Genomic DNA, 15,872 nt, shown 5'->3' on the forward strand with positions numbered 1-15,872 from the left:
TATGGCACTTATCGGCGCTCACATGTCTATTGTAGGAGGTTACCACCGGGCTATCGAAAGGCTCATCCGGGTCAACGGAGACGCCCTTCAGATATTTTGCAAAAATCAGCGCCGGTGGGACGGACCCCCCGTTACCCCTGAGGACGTTATCGCATTTAGGTCGGCCTGGCAAGATCAGGGTTTATTTCCCGTTGCAGTACATGCGGGATACCTGATAAATCTTGCGTCTCCCGATGCTAATCTGGCCGATCTATCTGTAAGGGCCTTTTCGGACGAGCTGGAACGAACGGCCTCTCTGGGAATTTCCGTGATAGTTCTTCATCCCGGGGCTCACAGGGGATCAGACCCGCGGGAAGCCCAGCGCCGAACGGCATACAACCTGGACAGAGCTATTTCTGCTGCGTCCCTCAGGCCTCTTTGGGTTCTTCTGGAAACCACGGCAGGTCAGGGTACTTCCATCGGTGCTACTTTTGAAGAACTTGCCGATATAATGGAGAAATCGGCATACTCCCATTGTCTGGGGATCTGTTTTGATACTGCCCACGTCTTCGCTGCAGGCTACGACATAAGTAACTCTTACGGGTATGAGAATACCCTGAAAAGGCTTGACGACCTTGTCGGGCTTGACAGAGTGCGGCTACTGCATTTGAACGATTCTCGCACGGATTGCGGCTCCAGGATCGATAGGCACGAACATATAGGAAAAGGACGCATAGGCCTTGAAGCTTTTCGAAGGATTGTGAACGATCCGACCTTTGCAAAGGTGCCCATGATTATAGAAACTCCAAAAGGCGGTGGACTGGAAAGGGATCGAGAGAACATATCTCTTTTGAAAAGCCTTGTGAAGGGCTCCTGAAGGTCCGATTATCGGGTTGCGTATTTGACTAAGTCCCATTTTTTCGCTAAAGATTTGTATGTGGAAGGGGCGACTAGCTCAGTGGAGAGAGCGTTGGTCTCCGGAACCAAAGGTCCCGGGTTCGATCCCCGGGTCGCCCTCCAGAACCTGCCGAAGTACCCTCGTGATTTCTTTACATATCTCCTCGTCTTTAAATTCATCGTATTTAAAGTGCCTTAACCGGGCAGAACACTTTCCTTTATCACAGGACTTATGGAAAATAGGTTAAAGGGAAACCCTATGCCCTGCATTTTGAATTGTTTTGATACTGAAAAAAATTTACAAATCAGTATATTCGAGGACTGCCGAGGGAAAAGGCCCTTAAAGTTCAGGGAGGGGTTATGGATAATGTTTTTTCCGGCAACCGCTTCAGTCGGGTTAAGTGTCTTCTCGGGTTGGTGGGCCTGAGAAAGCTCCTTATTTTAGCGCTTTGTCTGTCGTCGTTCCTTTTATGCCTTTCTTATACTGCCCAAGGTGCAGGTCCCGATCAAATAAGAGTTGTTATGGACGATGCTTATCCTCCCTATGCCTTCCGGGATGAAAAGGGAAATCTGGTGGGGATTCTTCCCGAATGGTGGAGGCTCTGGGAAAAAGAAACGGGCATTTCCGTGAAACTTATGGGAACAAACTGGCACAGCGCTCAGGAAATGATCCTTCGCGGTGGAGCCGAAGTGATTGATACCATCTTCAAAACGCCGGAAAGGGAGAAAATCTTCCTCTTTTCCAGACCCTACGCAAAGATTCCCGCTGCCGTATTTCACAGCAGAGAAGTTTCCGGGATCGTTGACATCGAAGCGCTGAAAAAAATCCCTGTTGGAGTAAAGGCCGGAGATGCCGATGCGGCTTACTTGCGGAGTCGGGGACTGACCGACCTCGTTTACTTTCCCGACTATGCTTCGATAATCAAAGCCGCCGTGAAAGGCGACATACAGGTTTTTTGCATGGACGAACCTCCGGCCCTTTATTACCTGTACCGGGAGAGGGCCGTACAGAGATTCCGTAAGGCGCTGGTGCTCTTCACAGGAGCATTCCACAGAGCGGTTCTTCGGAGCAATCCCGATGTTTTCCGGATTGTGGAAGATGGTTTTGAACGGATCCCTGAAGCTAAATTGAAGGCTGTGGAGCAGAAATGGCTTGGAGAACCTGTGGAGAAGTCCGAAGTCCTGAAATATTTAATGTGGACTTGTTCAGGCCTGGTATTGCTGATTCTGGTTATCCTGGCCTGGAGTATTTCTCTCAACAGAGCCGTAGCCCGTAAAACAGAAGAATATTTGTTGCTGATGAAGGAACTCGAAGAAGAAAAAGAGACACTGAGTGTTACCCTTTACAGCATAGGAGAGGGTGTAATTACGACCGACGCCACAGGAAAAATTACCCGAATGAATACAATGGCAGAGAAGCTAACGGGATGGACGGAAGAGGACGCTGTCGGCAGGAGTTTCGAAGAGGTTTTTCACGTACTCAACGAGGAAACCCGTACTCCGGTGTGCAATCCGGTGAAACGGGTGCTGGAGGAAGGTGCCATCGTTGGGCTGGGTAACCACACCCTGCTTATTTCCAGAGACGGAACGGAGCGCCCCATTGCCGACAGCGCTGCTCCGATACGCGATTCCCAGGGGAATGTGCTTGGGGTGGTGGTAATATTCAGGGATCAAACCGAGGAAAGAGCCTACAGGACGAGGCTTGAGCGGATGAACAGCGAACTCAATCTTGCTCTGGAAGCCGCAGGATGCTCCATCGTCAGGCTGCACGTGCCGACCGGAACCGTTTTAAGAGATTCCCGATGGTGTGAGATGTTAGGGTTTACCTCTGAGGAAATATCTCCTGATGTGAGCTTCTGGCTGGGTCTGATTCACGACGGGGATCGTGATAGGGTCAGGCGGGCTTTTGAAGATCACATCCTCGGAAAGACTCCTTTTTTTGAGCGGGAATATCGCATGAGGCACAAAAAGGGCAAGTGGGTCTGGGTTTATGAAAGGGGGAGTGTGGTGGACGAAGATCCGGATGGAAATCCACTCTGGTACACGGGCATAGTTATGGACATTACCGAGAGGAAGGAGACGGAAAAACGCCTCCTTGATCTCGAAGCACAGCTTCAGCAGGCGGCAAAGCTTGAGGCAATAGGCCGCCTTGCTGGAGGAATTGCCCACGATCTGAACAACACGCTACAGGTCATAATAGGCTTTGGTGATCTTGGGCTTCGTGAGGCTTCTCCTGATACCCGGGTGAGAGAATACCTTCTAAAAATCAAACGGGCTGCTCAGGGATCCGCTCGCATCGTAAAGCAGGTTCTGACCTTTGCACGAAGGGACATCATAAGACCGGAAGTTATTCATCTCGGCGCTTATCTCGAAGAGACGGTGCCCATGTATCGCCGACTTGTCGGGGAAAATATTGATTTCAGGGTCAGTATCGAAGAAGATGTGTGGCCTCTGTGGATGGATCCCGTTCAGCTCGATCAGATGCTGATGAATCTCATAGTTAACGCAAAAGATGCCATTGAAGGGCATGGGATAATAACTCTTTCCGTGTCCAATGTAACGGTGGGTTCGGAAAGAGAAAAGAACGGTGTTAGAATCCGGCCCGGAGACTATGTGCTCATCTCCGTGAGCGACACGGGATGTGGGATTGATCCCGAAATTAAAGATCTTATTTTTGAACCTTTCTTTACCACAAAGGAAGCGGGTAAAGGCACGGGGCTCGGCTTGAGCACCGTGTACGGGATTGTTAAACGGAACGGCGGCTGGATTACCGTGGAAAGTACGCCGGGCAGGGGAACTAGATTCGATATTTTAATTCCCAGATATACCGGTGACCTGTCAAAGGAACATGTCGACGCGTCCCCGAAGAGCCCCATCGCTCAGCCAGGCAGAAAAAACCTGCTCCTCGTGGAAGATGACGAGATGATTCTTTCGTACGCCTGGAAAGTTCTTACGATGAACGGGTACCGGGTTGTGTCTTTTTCCAGCCCGAAAGATGTGCTTTCGTGGGTTTCTCGGGAGGTTGCCGAAGGCCGGGCCGATGTGGATCTGCTGATAACCGATGTTGTGTTGCCTCAGATGAGTGGGGTAGATCTGTGGAAACGGCTTAAGGACTACTTTCCGGGCCTGAGATGCATTTTCGTTTCCGGTTATCCCGCAGAGGAGCTCAGGCGCTTTGACCTGCCCGGAGAAGGCATTTCTTTTCTGGAAAAGCCTTTTTCTTCTCGAGATTTGCTTGACAGGGTGGCCCTGATGCTTGCCGGTGTCGAGGGCTAGTTCTTTTTCCCGGCAGACAGGGTGGGGCTGTTCTTTTGCAGCTCTTTAATGAGTGCTTCCGTTGAAGCTGGAATTGCCGAAATGAGTTCCCTTATCTGGGATGCAGGGGTCAAATTGGCGTGGAAACCGGCAAGCCTGTTGATCTTTGCGGCAAGCAGACAGGCTGTGGGGAGGTGGATTCCCGCAAAAATCAGGGCGCCCGCGATCCCCGTTAGCGTGTCTCCCGTTCCTCCAATAGCTTCCATCACTTCCACGCAGGGCGATTCGACCTTGTGGATTATCTCACCGTTGCTTACGATGTAATCCGGTTGTCCTTTGACCATAAGAAATTTTGCGGCGTTTCCCTTTGAATATGCCCTGTATATGAGTTCAGGGACATCGAGATGGGACTGCAGAAGAAAGCCCCGGGTGTAGGAAGGATGCGGAGCATCTTCATCGGCCAGAAATGCCAGCTCGCCTGCGTCGGGGGTAAAGAGGTCGTAGATTGATGCCTGTCCGCTCATCTTTGCGGCATACATGTATCCGGCGTCGGCTATAAGTACAGGTCTCGGAGCTATTTCTTCTATTGCAAAGGCTATTCTTGTATGCCAGTCCACATCGGGGAGCAGATAGTGGAAGACCACGACCCCCGGCGAAAGAGAGGGAAGGGCAGAGGTGAGATGGCGGTAGAGTTTTCGACTTCCGCTGCCGGAACCGATATCGCCGGCGATCAGGGCATAGGGCTTCGGTAGTCCAAGAACTTCCGACACCACACAGGCAGCAGCCATAAGAGCGGGTGTGCCACGGCATACCTCTACTTCCACGGCGTCAATCTTTAGGATTCCTGAAGAAAGGGAAACTCTCCCTTCCGTTATGCCCAGCGATTCATCGGGAACGGTTCCGACTATTGCGAGCACAGCCTTTTGGCCTCCCTGAATGCCAGCCCGAGGGTGTATCCACAAAGCGTGCGTCCGGCTACCATCGGATCCGGTGCTGTATCTACTGGTTTTCCGATGAGGATCTTTGCGAGATAGGGTACATCGGGACAGCCGCCACCCGAGACGTTTACTATGATTCCTGAGTCCTTATCCACCGTGATTTTCATGTTGGCCGCCCGAACCATAAGGTAGTTTCCGAAGTGCCTTATCTGAAATAGCTCTGTGGGTTTAAGCTCCGCTCCGCCGGTTGTGATAACATCAACGGGGTGGATCTTTGCGACCCTGAGAATCTCAAGTATTTCGGGCTGTTCCACGGCGGGAATTTCAAGAGCCAGATCGCATCCTTTTCTGAATTGGGCAGGCGGGCCTACGGCTCGCACCGGTTTTGCGCTGGATTTAAGCAGACTTTCGGCACGAATTACATCCCCGGTATGGGCAAAAATCAGAAGGACCTTCGCTGTGTCCGGCTTTTTGGGACGCCTTTTTCCGGTAAGGCCGAATCGGCGTAAAAGAGCTTTCAATTTCAGGAAGCCTCCCTGACAAGGAGTATTCTGTAGTCCCTGCCGGATTTCATTATGTTCTTTACCTGCCACTTCTCGGTTCTGGCGGCCCTTGTGACATTTTCACGGGCGGTATCGGTGTCAACGAGAATTTCCAGCTCTCCTCCGGATGCCTTCTTCATTGCCTTAAGAGCCAGTATTACCGGTTGAGGGCAACTCAATCCTCTTGCATCTACAACCTCGGACATCTTTAAACCTCCTCTTCCCTGGAAGTAAAACCAACCCACAAACAGAACAAAAATCCCAGGATCAAAGCTACCACGCTGTGCGGGCCTATTCCCTTCGGCGACGCTGCGAGACCGAAATTATGAGAAAAGGCAGCTCCTACTATCATACCCAGCACGAAAACCGCTGCATCTCCGTCGCCTTCCCCGGCAAGGATTAACTGTCTTCCGGGACAGCCACCTGCAAGGGCGAAGGCAAGACCCGCAAGGCTCATACCCAGGAAATTCCAGAGGTGCTGATTGTGGGCGATGGGTTGCTGTGCAAAACCGGGATGAAATTGTCCGTAAATCAGGTTCGTCAGAAAAGCCGCAACAAAAAGGCCCGTAATCCCGAGAAAAAGATGGAAGTGCCTGAAAAGAAAAAGGTCCCTTAAGGCACCCATCGTGCAGAATCTGCTCCTCTGGGCCACAAAACCGACGATTAGTCCTGCCGTCACCGAAACCACGAGGGGCGCATGCTGAGACCCCGGACCCTTAAGACTGTAGCGCAAAATGCCGCTCTGTACCTGGTCCTGTAGAGGCGGGAAAAGGACTCTAAACAGGATCAACAGCAACATGAACGCCGGGAAAATCCAGCCCGCCGTCGGTACCGCCGCTTTGCTTCTGCCCAGCGAATAACCCTTTCGGAAGAAGAGGGTGCCGATCCATACGCCGAAGGCCAGCCCGGCAAGGCCCAGAATAGCATTGCCGTCACCGGCAGAAAGCCTGAGCAGTGCCCGCCAGGGGCATCCGAGAAATACCAGAGCCCCTATCATTGCGAAAACTCCGAGGAAGAACCTGACAACGGGGGTCGAGCCGCACCGGGGACGAAATTCGCCGGTAAGGAGTGCCGCAACGAGAGAGCCGAGAACGAACCCGGGAATTTCAGGCCGCAGGTATTGAACGACGGCGGCTCCGTGAAGCCCGAGGGCACCGGCTATGTCTCGTTCAAAACAGGCAACGCAGACACCCATGTTGGGCGGATTGCCCAGTTTCTGGAGGGTTGTGGCCACGACCCCGATAAAAGCTCCCGAGAGAAGTATGCCCGCCGTCGTCGAAAACAGATGTTTCCACCTGCTCACGATAAGGCCTCCTTACCCTTTTCCGGTTTTCTCGCGATGCCTGAGGGAGGTTTGACGGCTCTTTTTTAAGAATCGCCGTGAATGGGAGCAAATAGGAAAAAATAATCAAACCAGACACCGGTATCGGCCGATTGCCCCTTGAAGACCTGGGTTTTTAGATTTTTTCGTGATAAACAATTCATCTTGTTATGAATAAGGAGTTTTGTTATGAGGTGCTGGCTGTGATGGGAAGTTGTGATAACGGTTGAATCTTTTGAAAAAGGAGGCCTGACCATGAGGAGATTGTTTGGAATACTTTTTCTTGTGATGGTCGTGGGGGTTACGGGGGCTTTTGCGGAGGAAAGGGTTGTCGTAAACGGTATTGATCCCAACTTTCCTCCTTTTACCTTCGTGAACGAAAGAGGTGAAGCAAGCGGCTTTGACATTGAGGCGGTCAACTGGATTGCAGAGCAGATGGGATTTAAGGTCAAGCATCAGCCCATGGACTGGGACAGCATAATTCCCAGTCTAAAAGCCGGAAAGATCGACATGATTGCCTCGGGCCTCAGCGTTACGGAAGAGCGGGCAAAGGAGGTCGCCTTCACAATTCCCTACTGGGAAATCACGCAGGTACTTGTCGTAAGGAAGGACAGTAACCTGACTGTGGAAGAAGCCTTTAGTGAGGGAAAGAAAATAGGAGTCCAGCGGGGGACCAGCGAGGCCAAGTGGATTGAAGAAAATCTCATAAAGAAACAGGGTAAGAAGTTCGAACTCGTTTATTACGACTCCGCACCTCTCGCAATCGAAGACCTCGTGGTTGGCCGTATTGATGCGGCGGCAATGGACGATGCACCGGCCAAAGATGCCGTTTCCAAAAAACCGGTTAAGATACTGGGCACCTTTGGTATGCCCAGCGAAAAGTTCGCCTATGCGGTGAGAAAGGAAGATACGGAACTTCTTCAGATATTGAACGAAGGGCTGAAGAAACTTATGAATTCGCCGAAATGGCAGGAATTGATCGAAAAATACAATCCATAGGAGTGCTGGCGGCCGGATGATTTGCCCAATCGTCCGGCTTCTTTGATTGAGGTGATGCGGGGGCACATCGGTGGCAGATAAAATTCATGTGGTAACGCAGGCTTTGCCTTATGTTCTGGAGGGATCTATTGTAACGATAGGTGTCGTCTGGGGGGCTCTGTTTCTCGGGATGTTTCTCGGTGTGCCCATTGCCGTGATACAGGTTTACGGAAAACCTTCCTGGAAAAAAGCGGTGGGTCTTTACGTGTGGTTTTTCCGGGGGATTCCGTTACTGGTTCTACTCTTCCTGTTTTACTTCGGCTTCCTCCCCCTTCTGGGCATTGATCTTCCGCCTTTTGCGGTAGGTGTGATCGTGCTTGGCCTTATAAGTTCGGCGTACCAATCTCAGATCTTCCGGGGCGCCATTCTGTCCATTCCCGAAGGCCAGTTCAAAGCCGCCCGGGCGCTTGGGATGAGAGACTCTGCGGCAATCTTCTACATCGTTCTTCCCCAGGCCCTCAGGCTTTCCATCCCCGGGTGGTCAAATGAATATTCGATTATCCTCAAGGACTCGGCAGTGACTTATGCCCTGGGGGTTCCGGAAATAATGGCCCGTACACACTTCGTTGCAACCCGAACCTATGAGCATCTGTTGCTTTATGCCATGGCCGGTCTGGTATATCTGGTGCTGACCTATGCAGGAACGAAGGGTTTGAGGATGCTGGAAGAAAAAGTCCGGATACCGGGATACGGAAGAAGCTGGGGTGGTTAGAGGGAGAAATGAGCGGTAATGGTTCCGTTTTGCAGGTGAAAAATCTGGTGAAACGCTACGGTGACAGGGAGATTCTGCAGGGTTTGTCTCTTGAAATCAGCAAAGGTGCCGTGAAGGTTCTAATAGGTCCTTCGGGAGCAGGAAAGAGCACCCTGCTCCAGTGCATTAACCTGCTGGTTATACCCGATGAGGGAGAGATTTTTCTCGAAGGTCAGCCCATTCCTTATCGCAGTAAGAAAAATCTTCATAGGTACAGACAGCAGGTGGGGATGATATTTCAGGAGTTTAACCTTTTCGATCACCTTACCGCTCTGGAAAATGTTGCGATTGGGCTCGTCAGGGTTAAGAAAATGCCCCGGGATGAAGCTCGGGCAAGGGCAATGGAAGAGCTCAGGAGAGTGGGATTGGCAGAGCATGCCCATAAGTATCCTGCACAGCTTTCAGGAGGGCAGAAACAGAGGGTATCCATTGCCAGAGCTCTGGCGATGGATCCCAAGGTGATGCTTCTGGATGAGCCGACTTCGGCTCTGGATCCAGAGCTCGTCGGAGAGGTTCTTGCCGTTATAAAAGATCTTGTGGAAAGCGGAATGACCATGCTGATGGCGACCCACCAGATTGCCTTTGCGGCGGCCATTGCCGATGAAATAATCTTCATGGAGGACGGAGCCATAGTGGAACAGGGGCCTCCTCAAAAGATCCTTGGAAACCCCGAATGTGAACGAACGCGGGAATTTTGCTCGAGAATAAACGAACTCTACGGTGGGCTGTGACTGATCTGGCCTATTTCTATCGGGATGTTTTTCCCGCCCTGCTGGGCGGTTTGATAATGAGCATAAAGCTCATCGTGCCGTCCGCGATTCTGGGGCTGGCTCTGGGAGTTATTGTCGGGTCCTTGAGGGTTTACGGGGTCAGGCCTGTAAGGATTATAGCGGATGGGTATGTGGCCCTTTTTCGAGGTGTTCCACTTCTGGTGCAGTTATTTACCTGGTACTTCGGCCTGCCCCATGTAGGGATCTTCCTTTCGCCCTACGGTGCCTCCGTTATGGGATTTACCCTCTGCAGTGCTGCTTACCACTCGGAGTATGTCAGAGGAGCTCTTCTCTCTATAAGGCGAGGGCAAATTCTGGCGGCTCAGGCTTTGGGTTTCACGACCTTTGAAATCCTCAGGTCTGTTGTTCTCCCTCAGGCGCTGAGAAGAGCCCTACCCGGGTGCGGCAATGAGATAATCTACCTCATTAAGTACTCTTCTCTGGCCTACATGATCACCTGCATTGAGCTTACCGGCCGGGCTAAAGCTCTGGCATCACAGTCCTTTAAATATCTGGAGATATTTCTTATCGTGGGAGCGATATACCTGGCTCTGGTAAGTGTTGCCTCGTGGATACTTCATCGCGTTGAAAAGGCTCTCACCATTCCGGGGTTTGATCTTGTGCGGAACTGATATGAGGTATTCGAAAGTAAGCCGGGTTGCGCTTGGCGAACTCAGAAGCCTTTTTCCCGATGATGAGTACGTCGACGACCCCGATTTGCTGCAACCTTACGGAAGGGACGCATCGACCCTTTTCAGCCTTCCTGAAGCCGTGGTAAAGCCCCGTTCGGTCGATCAGATCGTTAGACTGGTAAAACTTGCGGAAAAATACCATTTTCCCATAACACCCAGAGGAATGGGAACGGGACTCGCCGGTGGTGCCGTCCCCGTATGCGGCGGTGTGGTTGTTTCTTTTGAGAAGATGAACCGGGTGCTGGAACTGGACGAGGAGAATTTTTTGATACGCGTTGAACCCGGGATTGTAAACGGGGACGTTAAGATCGAAGTTGAAAAACGAGGCCTTTTTTATCCGCCTGATCCTGCAAGCTTTGAAACCTGTTCTATTGGAGGCAATGTAGCAACCAATGCGGGCGGCCCCAGGTGTGTCAAGTACGGTACCACCCGTGATTACGTTCTTTCTCTTGAGGCCGTACTTCCCTCAGGAGATCTCGTCAAGACTGGTGCACGCACCAGGAAGAGTGTTGTCGGTTACGACATGACAGGGCTTATAACGGGCTCCGAAGGAACACTGGCAATTATCACCTCGGCCACCCTCAGGTTAATACACCTGCCGTTTCCTGCCGACACAATTCTGGCCCTGGCTCCCGATCTGGAGTCGGCCATGATGAGTGTGTCGGGAATTCTTGGAAGCAGGATCTTGCCGTCTGTAATAGAGTTCATGGACGGTCGATGCCTCGAGCTGGTGAAAGAGCCCCTTCCTTTCAGGTTTGAAGAGAATGCTGTGGCATTACTTGTTGAAATAGACGACCCGCCCGAACTTCGCCATGGGTTGCTTGAAAGACTTGCAAATATCTTTGAAAAGCACGGTGTAAACGAAATTATTCTGGCGACGGATTCGGCCAAGAGATCCAGCCTGTGGGAAATACGGCGTATGATCTCGCTAACCATAGAGCGATCTCATGAACTCTATATCCCCGAAGACGTCGTTGTTCCTCTGGCTTCCATTGCCGCTTTCGTGAAGGAACTGCCCTTTTTCGAAAGAGAATACGACCTCACCATTTACACCTTCGGACATGCGGGAGACGGTAACATTCACTTGAACATCACGGCTTCGGCTTCTCTGGAAAAAACTCGCCTGGAGGAGGGAATAAGGCACATTCTTAGGAGGGTGGTTGAATTTGGCGGAAGCATATCGGGTGAGCATGGTATCGGGTACGTGAAGAAAAATTACATCGACCTTGAGGTATCGAAAAGAAGCCTGGAGTTGCAACGAGGGTTAAAGCGTCTTTTCGACCCGAAGAATATTCTCAACCCCGGAAAGATTTTTCATCAGCATGATCTGGAGTGAGCAATGGACTGGAAAGTTTTCTTCACGACTTTTTTCGCAATCTTTATTGCCGAACTTGGGGACAAGACCCAGCTTGCCACCTTTAGCTTTGCTGCCGGAACGGGTTCAAGATTGGCTGTCTTTCTTGCGGCCTCCCTTGCCCTTGTGTGCACTTCCGCACTGGGGGTTGTGGCGGCAGAGGTCGTCCAGAAATGGGTTTCCCCCCGGACTCTTCAACTTGTGTCAGGACTTCTTTTCATTCTTGTGGGCCTCTGGATGCTGTTGAGCTGGAAAAGTAAGAGTATATAATAAAAAGGGAATTTTCGGATAGCTCCTGTTACTTCAAAGCAATTGCAGTGTAAGGCTTTGGGCTGAGACCTGTCGTGAGGCTCTCGGGTTTCAGGGAAAGAGATCCGTGGAAAAGATGCGCTTATATTCCCGGATTGTCCGGCGGTAATTGAGTATTCAGACCTTTTGAAAAGTTGAAATATTACAGAAAACTAGGAGGACTTATGCCGGTATTGAATATCACTCCGGAGGAATACATGACCATGAAGGCTGTGGTAATTGATGACGACAAGGAGGTTACAACAGTTGACTTTTAGCATATAATAGTGCATATTAGTATCAGAAATGAGTCAGGTGTTATTAAGTGCACAAAATATAAAGAGACTATATGGAATACATCGCAATACTCTTTTGCTCCGGGAAAAGCGGGGACTATTACATCCGGTCAGAACACCTGGTGGGAGGCGTAGATAAGCGATTGCCGGGAATGTTTGAGGAAGAAGTTGAAAACAAGACATTAAAAGTAGTGCTTTATGCCAGGGTTTCTACACGAAAGCAGAAGGAATATCTTGAAAGTCAAATAGAAAGGTTGAAGAAGTATGCTGATGAAAAAGAATGGAACTACGAAGTAATATCGGAGATAGCGAGTGGAGTTAATGAAAAGCGGCGTGGACTCAAGAAACTTCTTAACCGGGTCAAAAAAGGTACTGTGGAAAAAGTGGTTATTGAGTATCCGGACCGGTTAGCTCGTTTCGGTTTCGAGTATCTTAAAACCTTTTTCGAAAGCCATGGAGTGGAGCTGATAACAATTAATGGTAAGGAACATGAAGAAGACCGTATGAAGGAGTTAGCAGAGGATTTAATAGCAATAGTAAATTCATTTGCTGCACGGGTTTATGGTTCTCGTGGGGAAAAAAAGAAGTGATTACAGTTCAGTGTTTATTAGAATTTGAAACAAAGAAAGATAAGCAAAAGGCTCTAAACCTTATGCGGAATTTTTCTGCATGTATAAGATATGCCTACAACAGGCTACTTGAAGGGTGGAATAGGAAAGATTTAAAAAAACATTTGCAAAGCGTGTTTCCTCTTAATTCAAGGTATTGCGATGACGCAATACTGAAGGCAAGGGAGACATTAAATGCCTGCATAGAGAGAAAACAAAATCCGAAAAAACTTATATTTGGGACCAGGCATCTTTTTGAGAAGCTGAAGAAAAGACATATTACCGGAAAAAGAAGAAAAGAGCTCATAAAAGAGTGGAAAGAAAAAAGGCAGGGGACGGTTTACTCAAGAGGAGATAAAACAAAGAAAGGTAATCTGAATATCAGATTTGTGTTTTTAGAAAAAACTCTCTATCTCAGGATTAACACCGGTAAAGGCAGGTATGTATATACAAAAGTTCATCGAAATGTACAAAAAGGAAGGGCACAAAAGGATAAATGGGTTAATTTTGTTGAAAGTCTGGCCATAGGGGAATCCACAAAAAAATATATTCCCTATTCAGTGGAGCTCAAAAAAAGAAGCGGTAAAATTTATGCCTTTGTCAGCTTTAATGAAGAGCTTCCCGAAGTCTCAATAACGAAGGAAAGCGGGATTATTGGTATAGACGTAAATGCCAGTCCATTTCACATAGCCTATGCAGAAGTAAAAAGAGACGGTAACCTCAGGGCCTATGGAAAAATAAACCTGAGTAACTTTATAGGCAAAAGCAAAGAAACAAGAGAACTCCTTTCGTGGCAGGTTGCTCATCAAATAGTAAATCTTGCCAGGGAGAGAAAAAGAGCAATAGCTATAGAGAACCTCAAAAAGCTGCCTAAAGGTAAAAAAGGAGATGGAAGGAGAAAGCTGAGAAGAAGACTTCAGCAGTTTATCTACAAGGGGTTGCTTCAAAAAATAGAAATTCTGGCAAGGAGAGAAGGAATAGAAGTTGTTAAGGTCAATCCAGCTTTTACCTCGGTAATAGGCCAGCTTAAGTACAGTCCTCAGTATGGCATAGATAAAGACGTTGCCGGGGCTTTTGTTATAGGCAGAAGAGGAATGGGGTTTAAAGAAGAAATTCCTGAGAATTACCTGAAGCTTCTAAGCAAAAAAGAAATTCTTGAATATTCTCTGTATATGCTGAAAGAAAAGAAAAGGGAATTAAAAGAAAGGCTGGAAAAAGAAAACAACAACTGGAAAAAGAACGCCATAAAAACTGAACTTAGGACTATTAACATAGAGATAAAAATGGCAAACAAACAGCTTAAAGATATACAAAGTCCTGAGAGTAATCCAGCTACCCGACAGCAGGCCTCTGGAGGGAACAAGCCTGTGAGGGGTCTATTAGATAAGAGACAAAAAAGCTGGAAAGTTCTCAGGGCAGTCCTCACCTTCCCTATTCTTGGAAAGTCCTTCGTAAGGGACTTTTCTCCCCTGAAGACAGTTTTAGTTTCAGGGGACTGGAAGAGGGTGGTGAGAAGATCAGTTCCTGTACCTGGTGCAGGGACGACTGCACAATACGCTAATGTGCAGTTCTGGTAACCAGGAAGCCCTTAGACTCATAAAAAACTTCCTGAAACGGCTGGAACTGGAAGAACGGAAAGCTCTTAAATCCCATCTGGACTGATCTTTTTCGGTTTGCCACACAGCCGATGGGAGTCAGTTTACAGTTGATAATTCCGGGACTTTTGGGCGTGAAAGGATTTTCGAGATGGCCGGAAGACGCTTTGAAGCCGTACAGTATGTTAGGAAAATATTCGACGGATGCACCGATTGCGATGTTTGCAGATTCCTCATGGAGGATAGCTGTTTGCTTTTCCCCAGACTTTACGAACTCTACGACAGGTACCTGCAAACGGGCGATTTTCCTGAAGATAAAGAGTTTCTGAACCTCGTTGATTGCTGTACGCTTTGTGGGCTCTGTCCTTGCCCGGATGTCAGGACAAATATCCTCTGGGCCAAAGCCGAGAAGGCTCGTGAAGTAGGTTTGAATCCTGCATCTCGACTTCTTTCCGATCTTCAGGTCCTGCAAAAACTGGGGAGTGCCGGACGCCTCTTGCTGTCCCTACTTCTGAAAGCACCCTTGTGTAACGGTGCCCTTGAGATGCTGGGTATCTGTTCGGAAAGACGAATTCCTTCTCCGGCCGTGGAGGATTTCTTCTCCTGGGCCAGGAAAAAAGGGCTAAAAGAACATTCGGAAACCGGGCCCAGAGTAGCCTATTTCGTGGGATGCACGGCGGCTTACATTTTCCCCGAAGTTGCCAGAGCCGCCGTGAAAGTGCTCGAAAGTCTCGGAGTGTTTGTACACATACCGGACCAGAACTGTTGTGGCATGCCTCTGGCCGTTGAGGGCGACAAAAAAAGAATGATGGATCGAGTTAATCGGAATATACAGGCGCTGTTGACGCTTGCCGATAAGGGTTACGAAATAGTCTGTTCTTGTCCAACCTGTGGATACTTTTTCAAGGCCATCCTTAAAGAAAATGCCTGTTTCAGCGTCGATTGCGACGACGATGATGCGGTAGTGAGGAGATCTTTTTCGGAGGTACTGTCACTCCCTCTGCGGGGTGCTTCGTCTACCGGCAACAGACGGGCCTACGCTCCTTATTACTTCTCCGATGATTTTTTTCAGACTCTGGACGTCGAAGCCCGTTTGAGGATTTCTGCTCTTGTAAAGGACGTGGGAGAATATCTGGTTCGGTTTAAGGACGCCATTCTTTCTGGATCTCTTAAGCCCCCGGCAGGCAGGTGGGTTTACTTTGCACCCTGCCATCAGAGAGAACAGGGGATGGGTAAGCCCTACTACGAAATCCTATCGAAAATTCCGGGATTCTCTGTGGAGCCTGTGGGGAGTACCACCGATTGTTGCGGTATGGGCGGTAGCCTGGGATTTAAAAAGGATTTCAACGGCCTGTCCTTAAAGCTGGGACTGCCGCTAATGGAAAAAATAAAGAAACTCAATCCCGCCGGTATAATTACGGATTGCCTCAGTTGCCGCCTCCAGTTCCAAAATAGCCTTCCGTACCCTGTGCTTCATCCTCTTGAACTATTGGCAGAAGCGATGATTATTTTCTAAAAACACAAGACCATTCCTGATGTGGTCTTTCT

The 15,872-nt window shown here is 49.3% G+C and carries 14 protein-coding genes, 1 tRNA gene and 1 pseudogene; 12 read left to right on the forward strand and 4 right to left on the reverse strand.

Annotated features, from left to right (window positions below):
* Position 1: 1 nt before the first annotated feature.
* The 3 genes from BM091_RS07400 (at position 2) to BM091_RS07410 (ending at position 4,152) form a co-directional block, all read left to right on the forward strand.
* A complete protein-coding gene (locus BM091_RS07400; protein ID WP_093394674.1) occupies positions 2 to 856 on the forward strand; it encodes a deoxyribonuclease IV in 855 nt (284 codons plus the stop codon).
* Positions 857 to 923: 67 nt separating this feature from the next.
* A tRNA-Arg gene (locus BM091_RS07405) sits at positions 924 to 999 on the forward strand.
* A gap of 237 nt (positions 1,000 to 1,236) precedes the next feature.
* Positions 1,237 to 4,152 (forward strand): PAS domain-containing protein, encoded by a 2,916-nt coding sequence (locus tag BM091_RS07410; protein WP_093394675.1) that lies wholly within the window; start codon positions 1,237 to 1,239, stop codon positions 4,150 to 4,152.
* Here the strand turns inward: BM091_RS07410 and BM091_RS07415 are convergent.
* From BM091_RS07415 to yedE, 4 genes are read right to left on the reverse strand one after another with little or no spacing between them, the layout of a single operon-like run.
* The gene (locus tag BM091_RS07415) at positions 4,149 to 5,048 is read right to left on the reverse strand and encodes an NAD(P)H-hydrate dehydratase (protein ID WP_093394677.1); all 900 of its coding nucleotides are present in this window, start codon (positions 5,046 to 5,048) and stop codon (positions 4,149 to 4,151) included. The two genes, BM091_RS07410 and BM091_RS07415, sit on opposite strands and share 4 nt — an antisense overlap.
* On the reverse strand, positions 5,036 to 5,590 hold the full coding sequence (locus BM091_RS07420; protein ID WP_093394678.1) for a putative Se/S carrier protein: 555 nt from the start codon (positions 5,588 to 5,590) through the stop codon (positions 5,036 to 5,038). The genes BM091_RS07415 and BM091_RS07420 overlap by 13 nt, the downstream gene beginning before the upstream one ends.
* Positions 5,591 to 5,592: 2 nt before the next feature.
* Positions 5,593 to 5,817: a sulfurtransferase TusA family protein gene (locus BM091_RS07425; RefSeq protein WP_093394680.1), complete on the reverse strand. Its 225-nt coding sequence runs from the start codon at positions 5,815 to 5,817 to the stop codon at positions 5,593 to 5,595.
* Between the two features lie 2 nt (positions 5,818 to 5,819).
* Positions 5,820 to 6,914, reverse strand: a complete 1,095-nt coding sequence (gene yedE, locus BM091_RS07430) for a YedE family putative selenium transporter (protein ID WP_093394681.1) — start codon at positions 6,912 to 6,914, stop codon at positions 5,820 to 5,822.
* Positions 6,915 to 7,187: 273 nt separating this feature from the next.
* On the opposite strand from yedE, the gene BM091_RS07440 reads away from it, so the two are divergent.
* The 9 genes and pseudogenes from BM091_RS07440 to BM091_RS07480 all read left to right on the forward strand — a co-directional run bounded on the left by BM091_RS07440 (position 7,188) and on the right by BM091_RS07480 (position 15,840).
* A complete protein-coding gene (locus BM091_RS07440; RefSeq protein ID WP_093394684.1) occupies positions 7,188 to 7,931 on the forward strand; it encodes an ABC transporter substrate-binding protein in 744 nt (247 codons plus the stop codon).
* A 70-nt stretch (positions 7,932 to 8,001) separates the two neighbouring features.
* Complete coding sequence (locus tag BM091_RS07445; RefSeq protein ID WP_093394686.1) at positions 8,002 to 8,682, forward strand: amino acid ABC transporter permease; 681 nt, start codon at positions 8,002 to 8,004, stop codon at positions 8,680 to 8,682.
* Positions 8,683 to 8,690: 8 nt separating this feature from the next.
* Positions 8,691 to 9,452: an amino acid ABC transporter ATP-binding protein gene (locus BM091_RS07450; protein WP_093394687.1), complete on the forward strand. Its 762-nt coding sequence runs from the start codon at positions 8,691 to 8,693 to the stop codon at positions 9,450 to 9,452.
* Positions 9,449 to 10,123 (forward strand): amino acid ABC transporter permease, encoded by a 675-nt coding sequence (locus tag BM091_RS07455; RefSeq protein WP_093394689.1) that lies wholly within the window; start codon positions 9,449 to 9,451, stop codon positions 10,121 to 10,123. The genes BM091_RS07450 and BM091_RS07455 overlap by 4 nt, the downstream gene beginning before the upstream one ends.
* Before the next feature lies 1 nt (position 10,124).
* A complete protein-coding gene (locus tag BM091_RS07460; protein ID WP_093394690.1) occupies positions 10,125 to 11,519 on the forward strand; it encodes an FAD-binding oxidoreductase in 1,395 nt (464 codons plus the stop codon).
* 3 nt (positions 11,520 to 11,522) lie between these two features.
* Positions 11,523 to 11,807 (forward strand): TMEM165/GDT1 family protein, encoded by a 285-nt coding sequence (locus BM091_RS07465; protein WP_093394692.1) that lies wholly within the window; start codon positions 11,523 to 11,525, stop codon positions 11,805 to 11,807.
* A 333-nt stretch (positions 11,808 to 12,140) separates the two neighbouring features.
* A pseudogene (locus tag BM091_RS07470) lies at positions 12,141 to 12,711 on the forward strand (IS607 family transposase).
* Positions 12,708 to 14,306 carry an IS200/IS605 family accessory protein TnpB-related protein gene (locus tag BM091_RS07475; protein ID WP_093394693.1) on the forward strand — a complete coding sequence of 533 codons (1,599 nt, stop codon included), beginning with the start codon at positions 12,708 to 12,710 and terminating at the stop codon, positions 14,304 to 14,306. The pseudogene BM091_RS07470 and the gene BM091_RS07475 overlap by 4 nt, the downstream one beginning before the upstream one ends.
* Before the next feature lie 169 nt (positions 14,307 to 14,475).
* Complete coding sequence (locus BM091_RS07480) at positions 14,476 to 15,840, forward strand: heterodisulfide reductase-related iron-sulfur binding cluster (protein WP_093394695.1); 1,365 nt, start codon at positions 14,476 to 14,478, stop codon at positions 15,838 to 15,840.
* Positions 15,841 to 15,872: the final 32 nt, after the last annotated feature.

The sequence above is a fragment of the Thermodesulforhabdus norvegica genome, assembly GCF_900114975.1.
GTDB classification, from domain to species: domain Bacteria; phylum Desulfobacterota; class Syntrophobacteria; order Syntrophobacterales; family Thermodesulforhabdaceae; genus Thermodesulforhabdus; species Thermodesulforhabdus norvegica.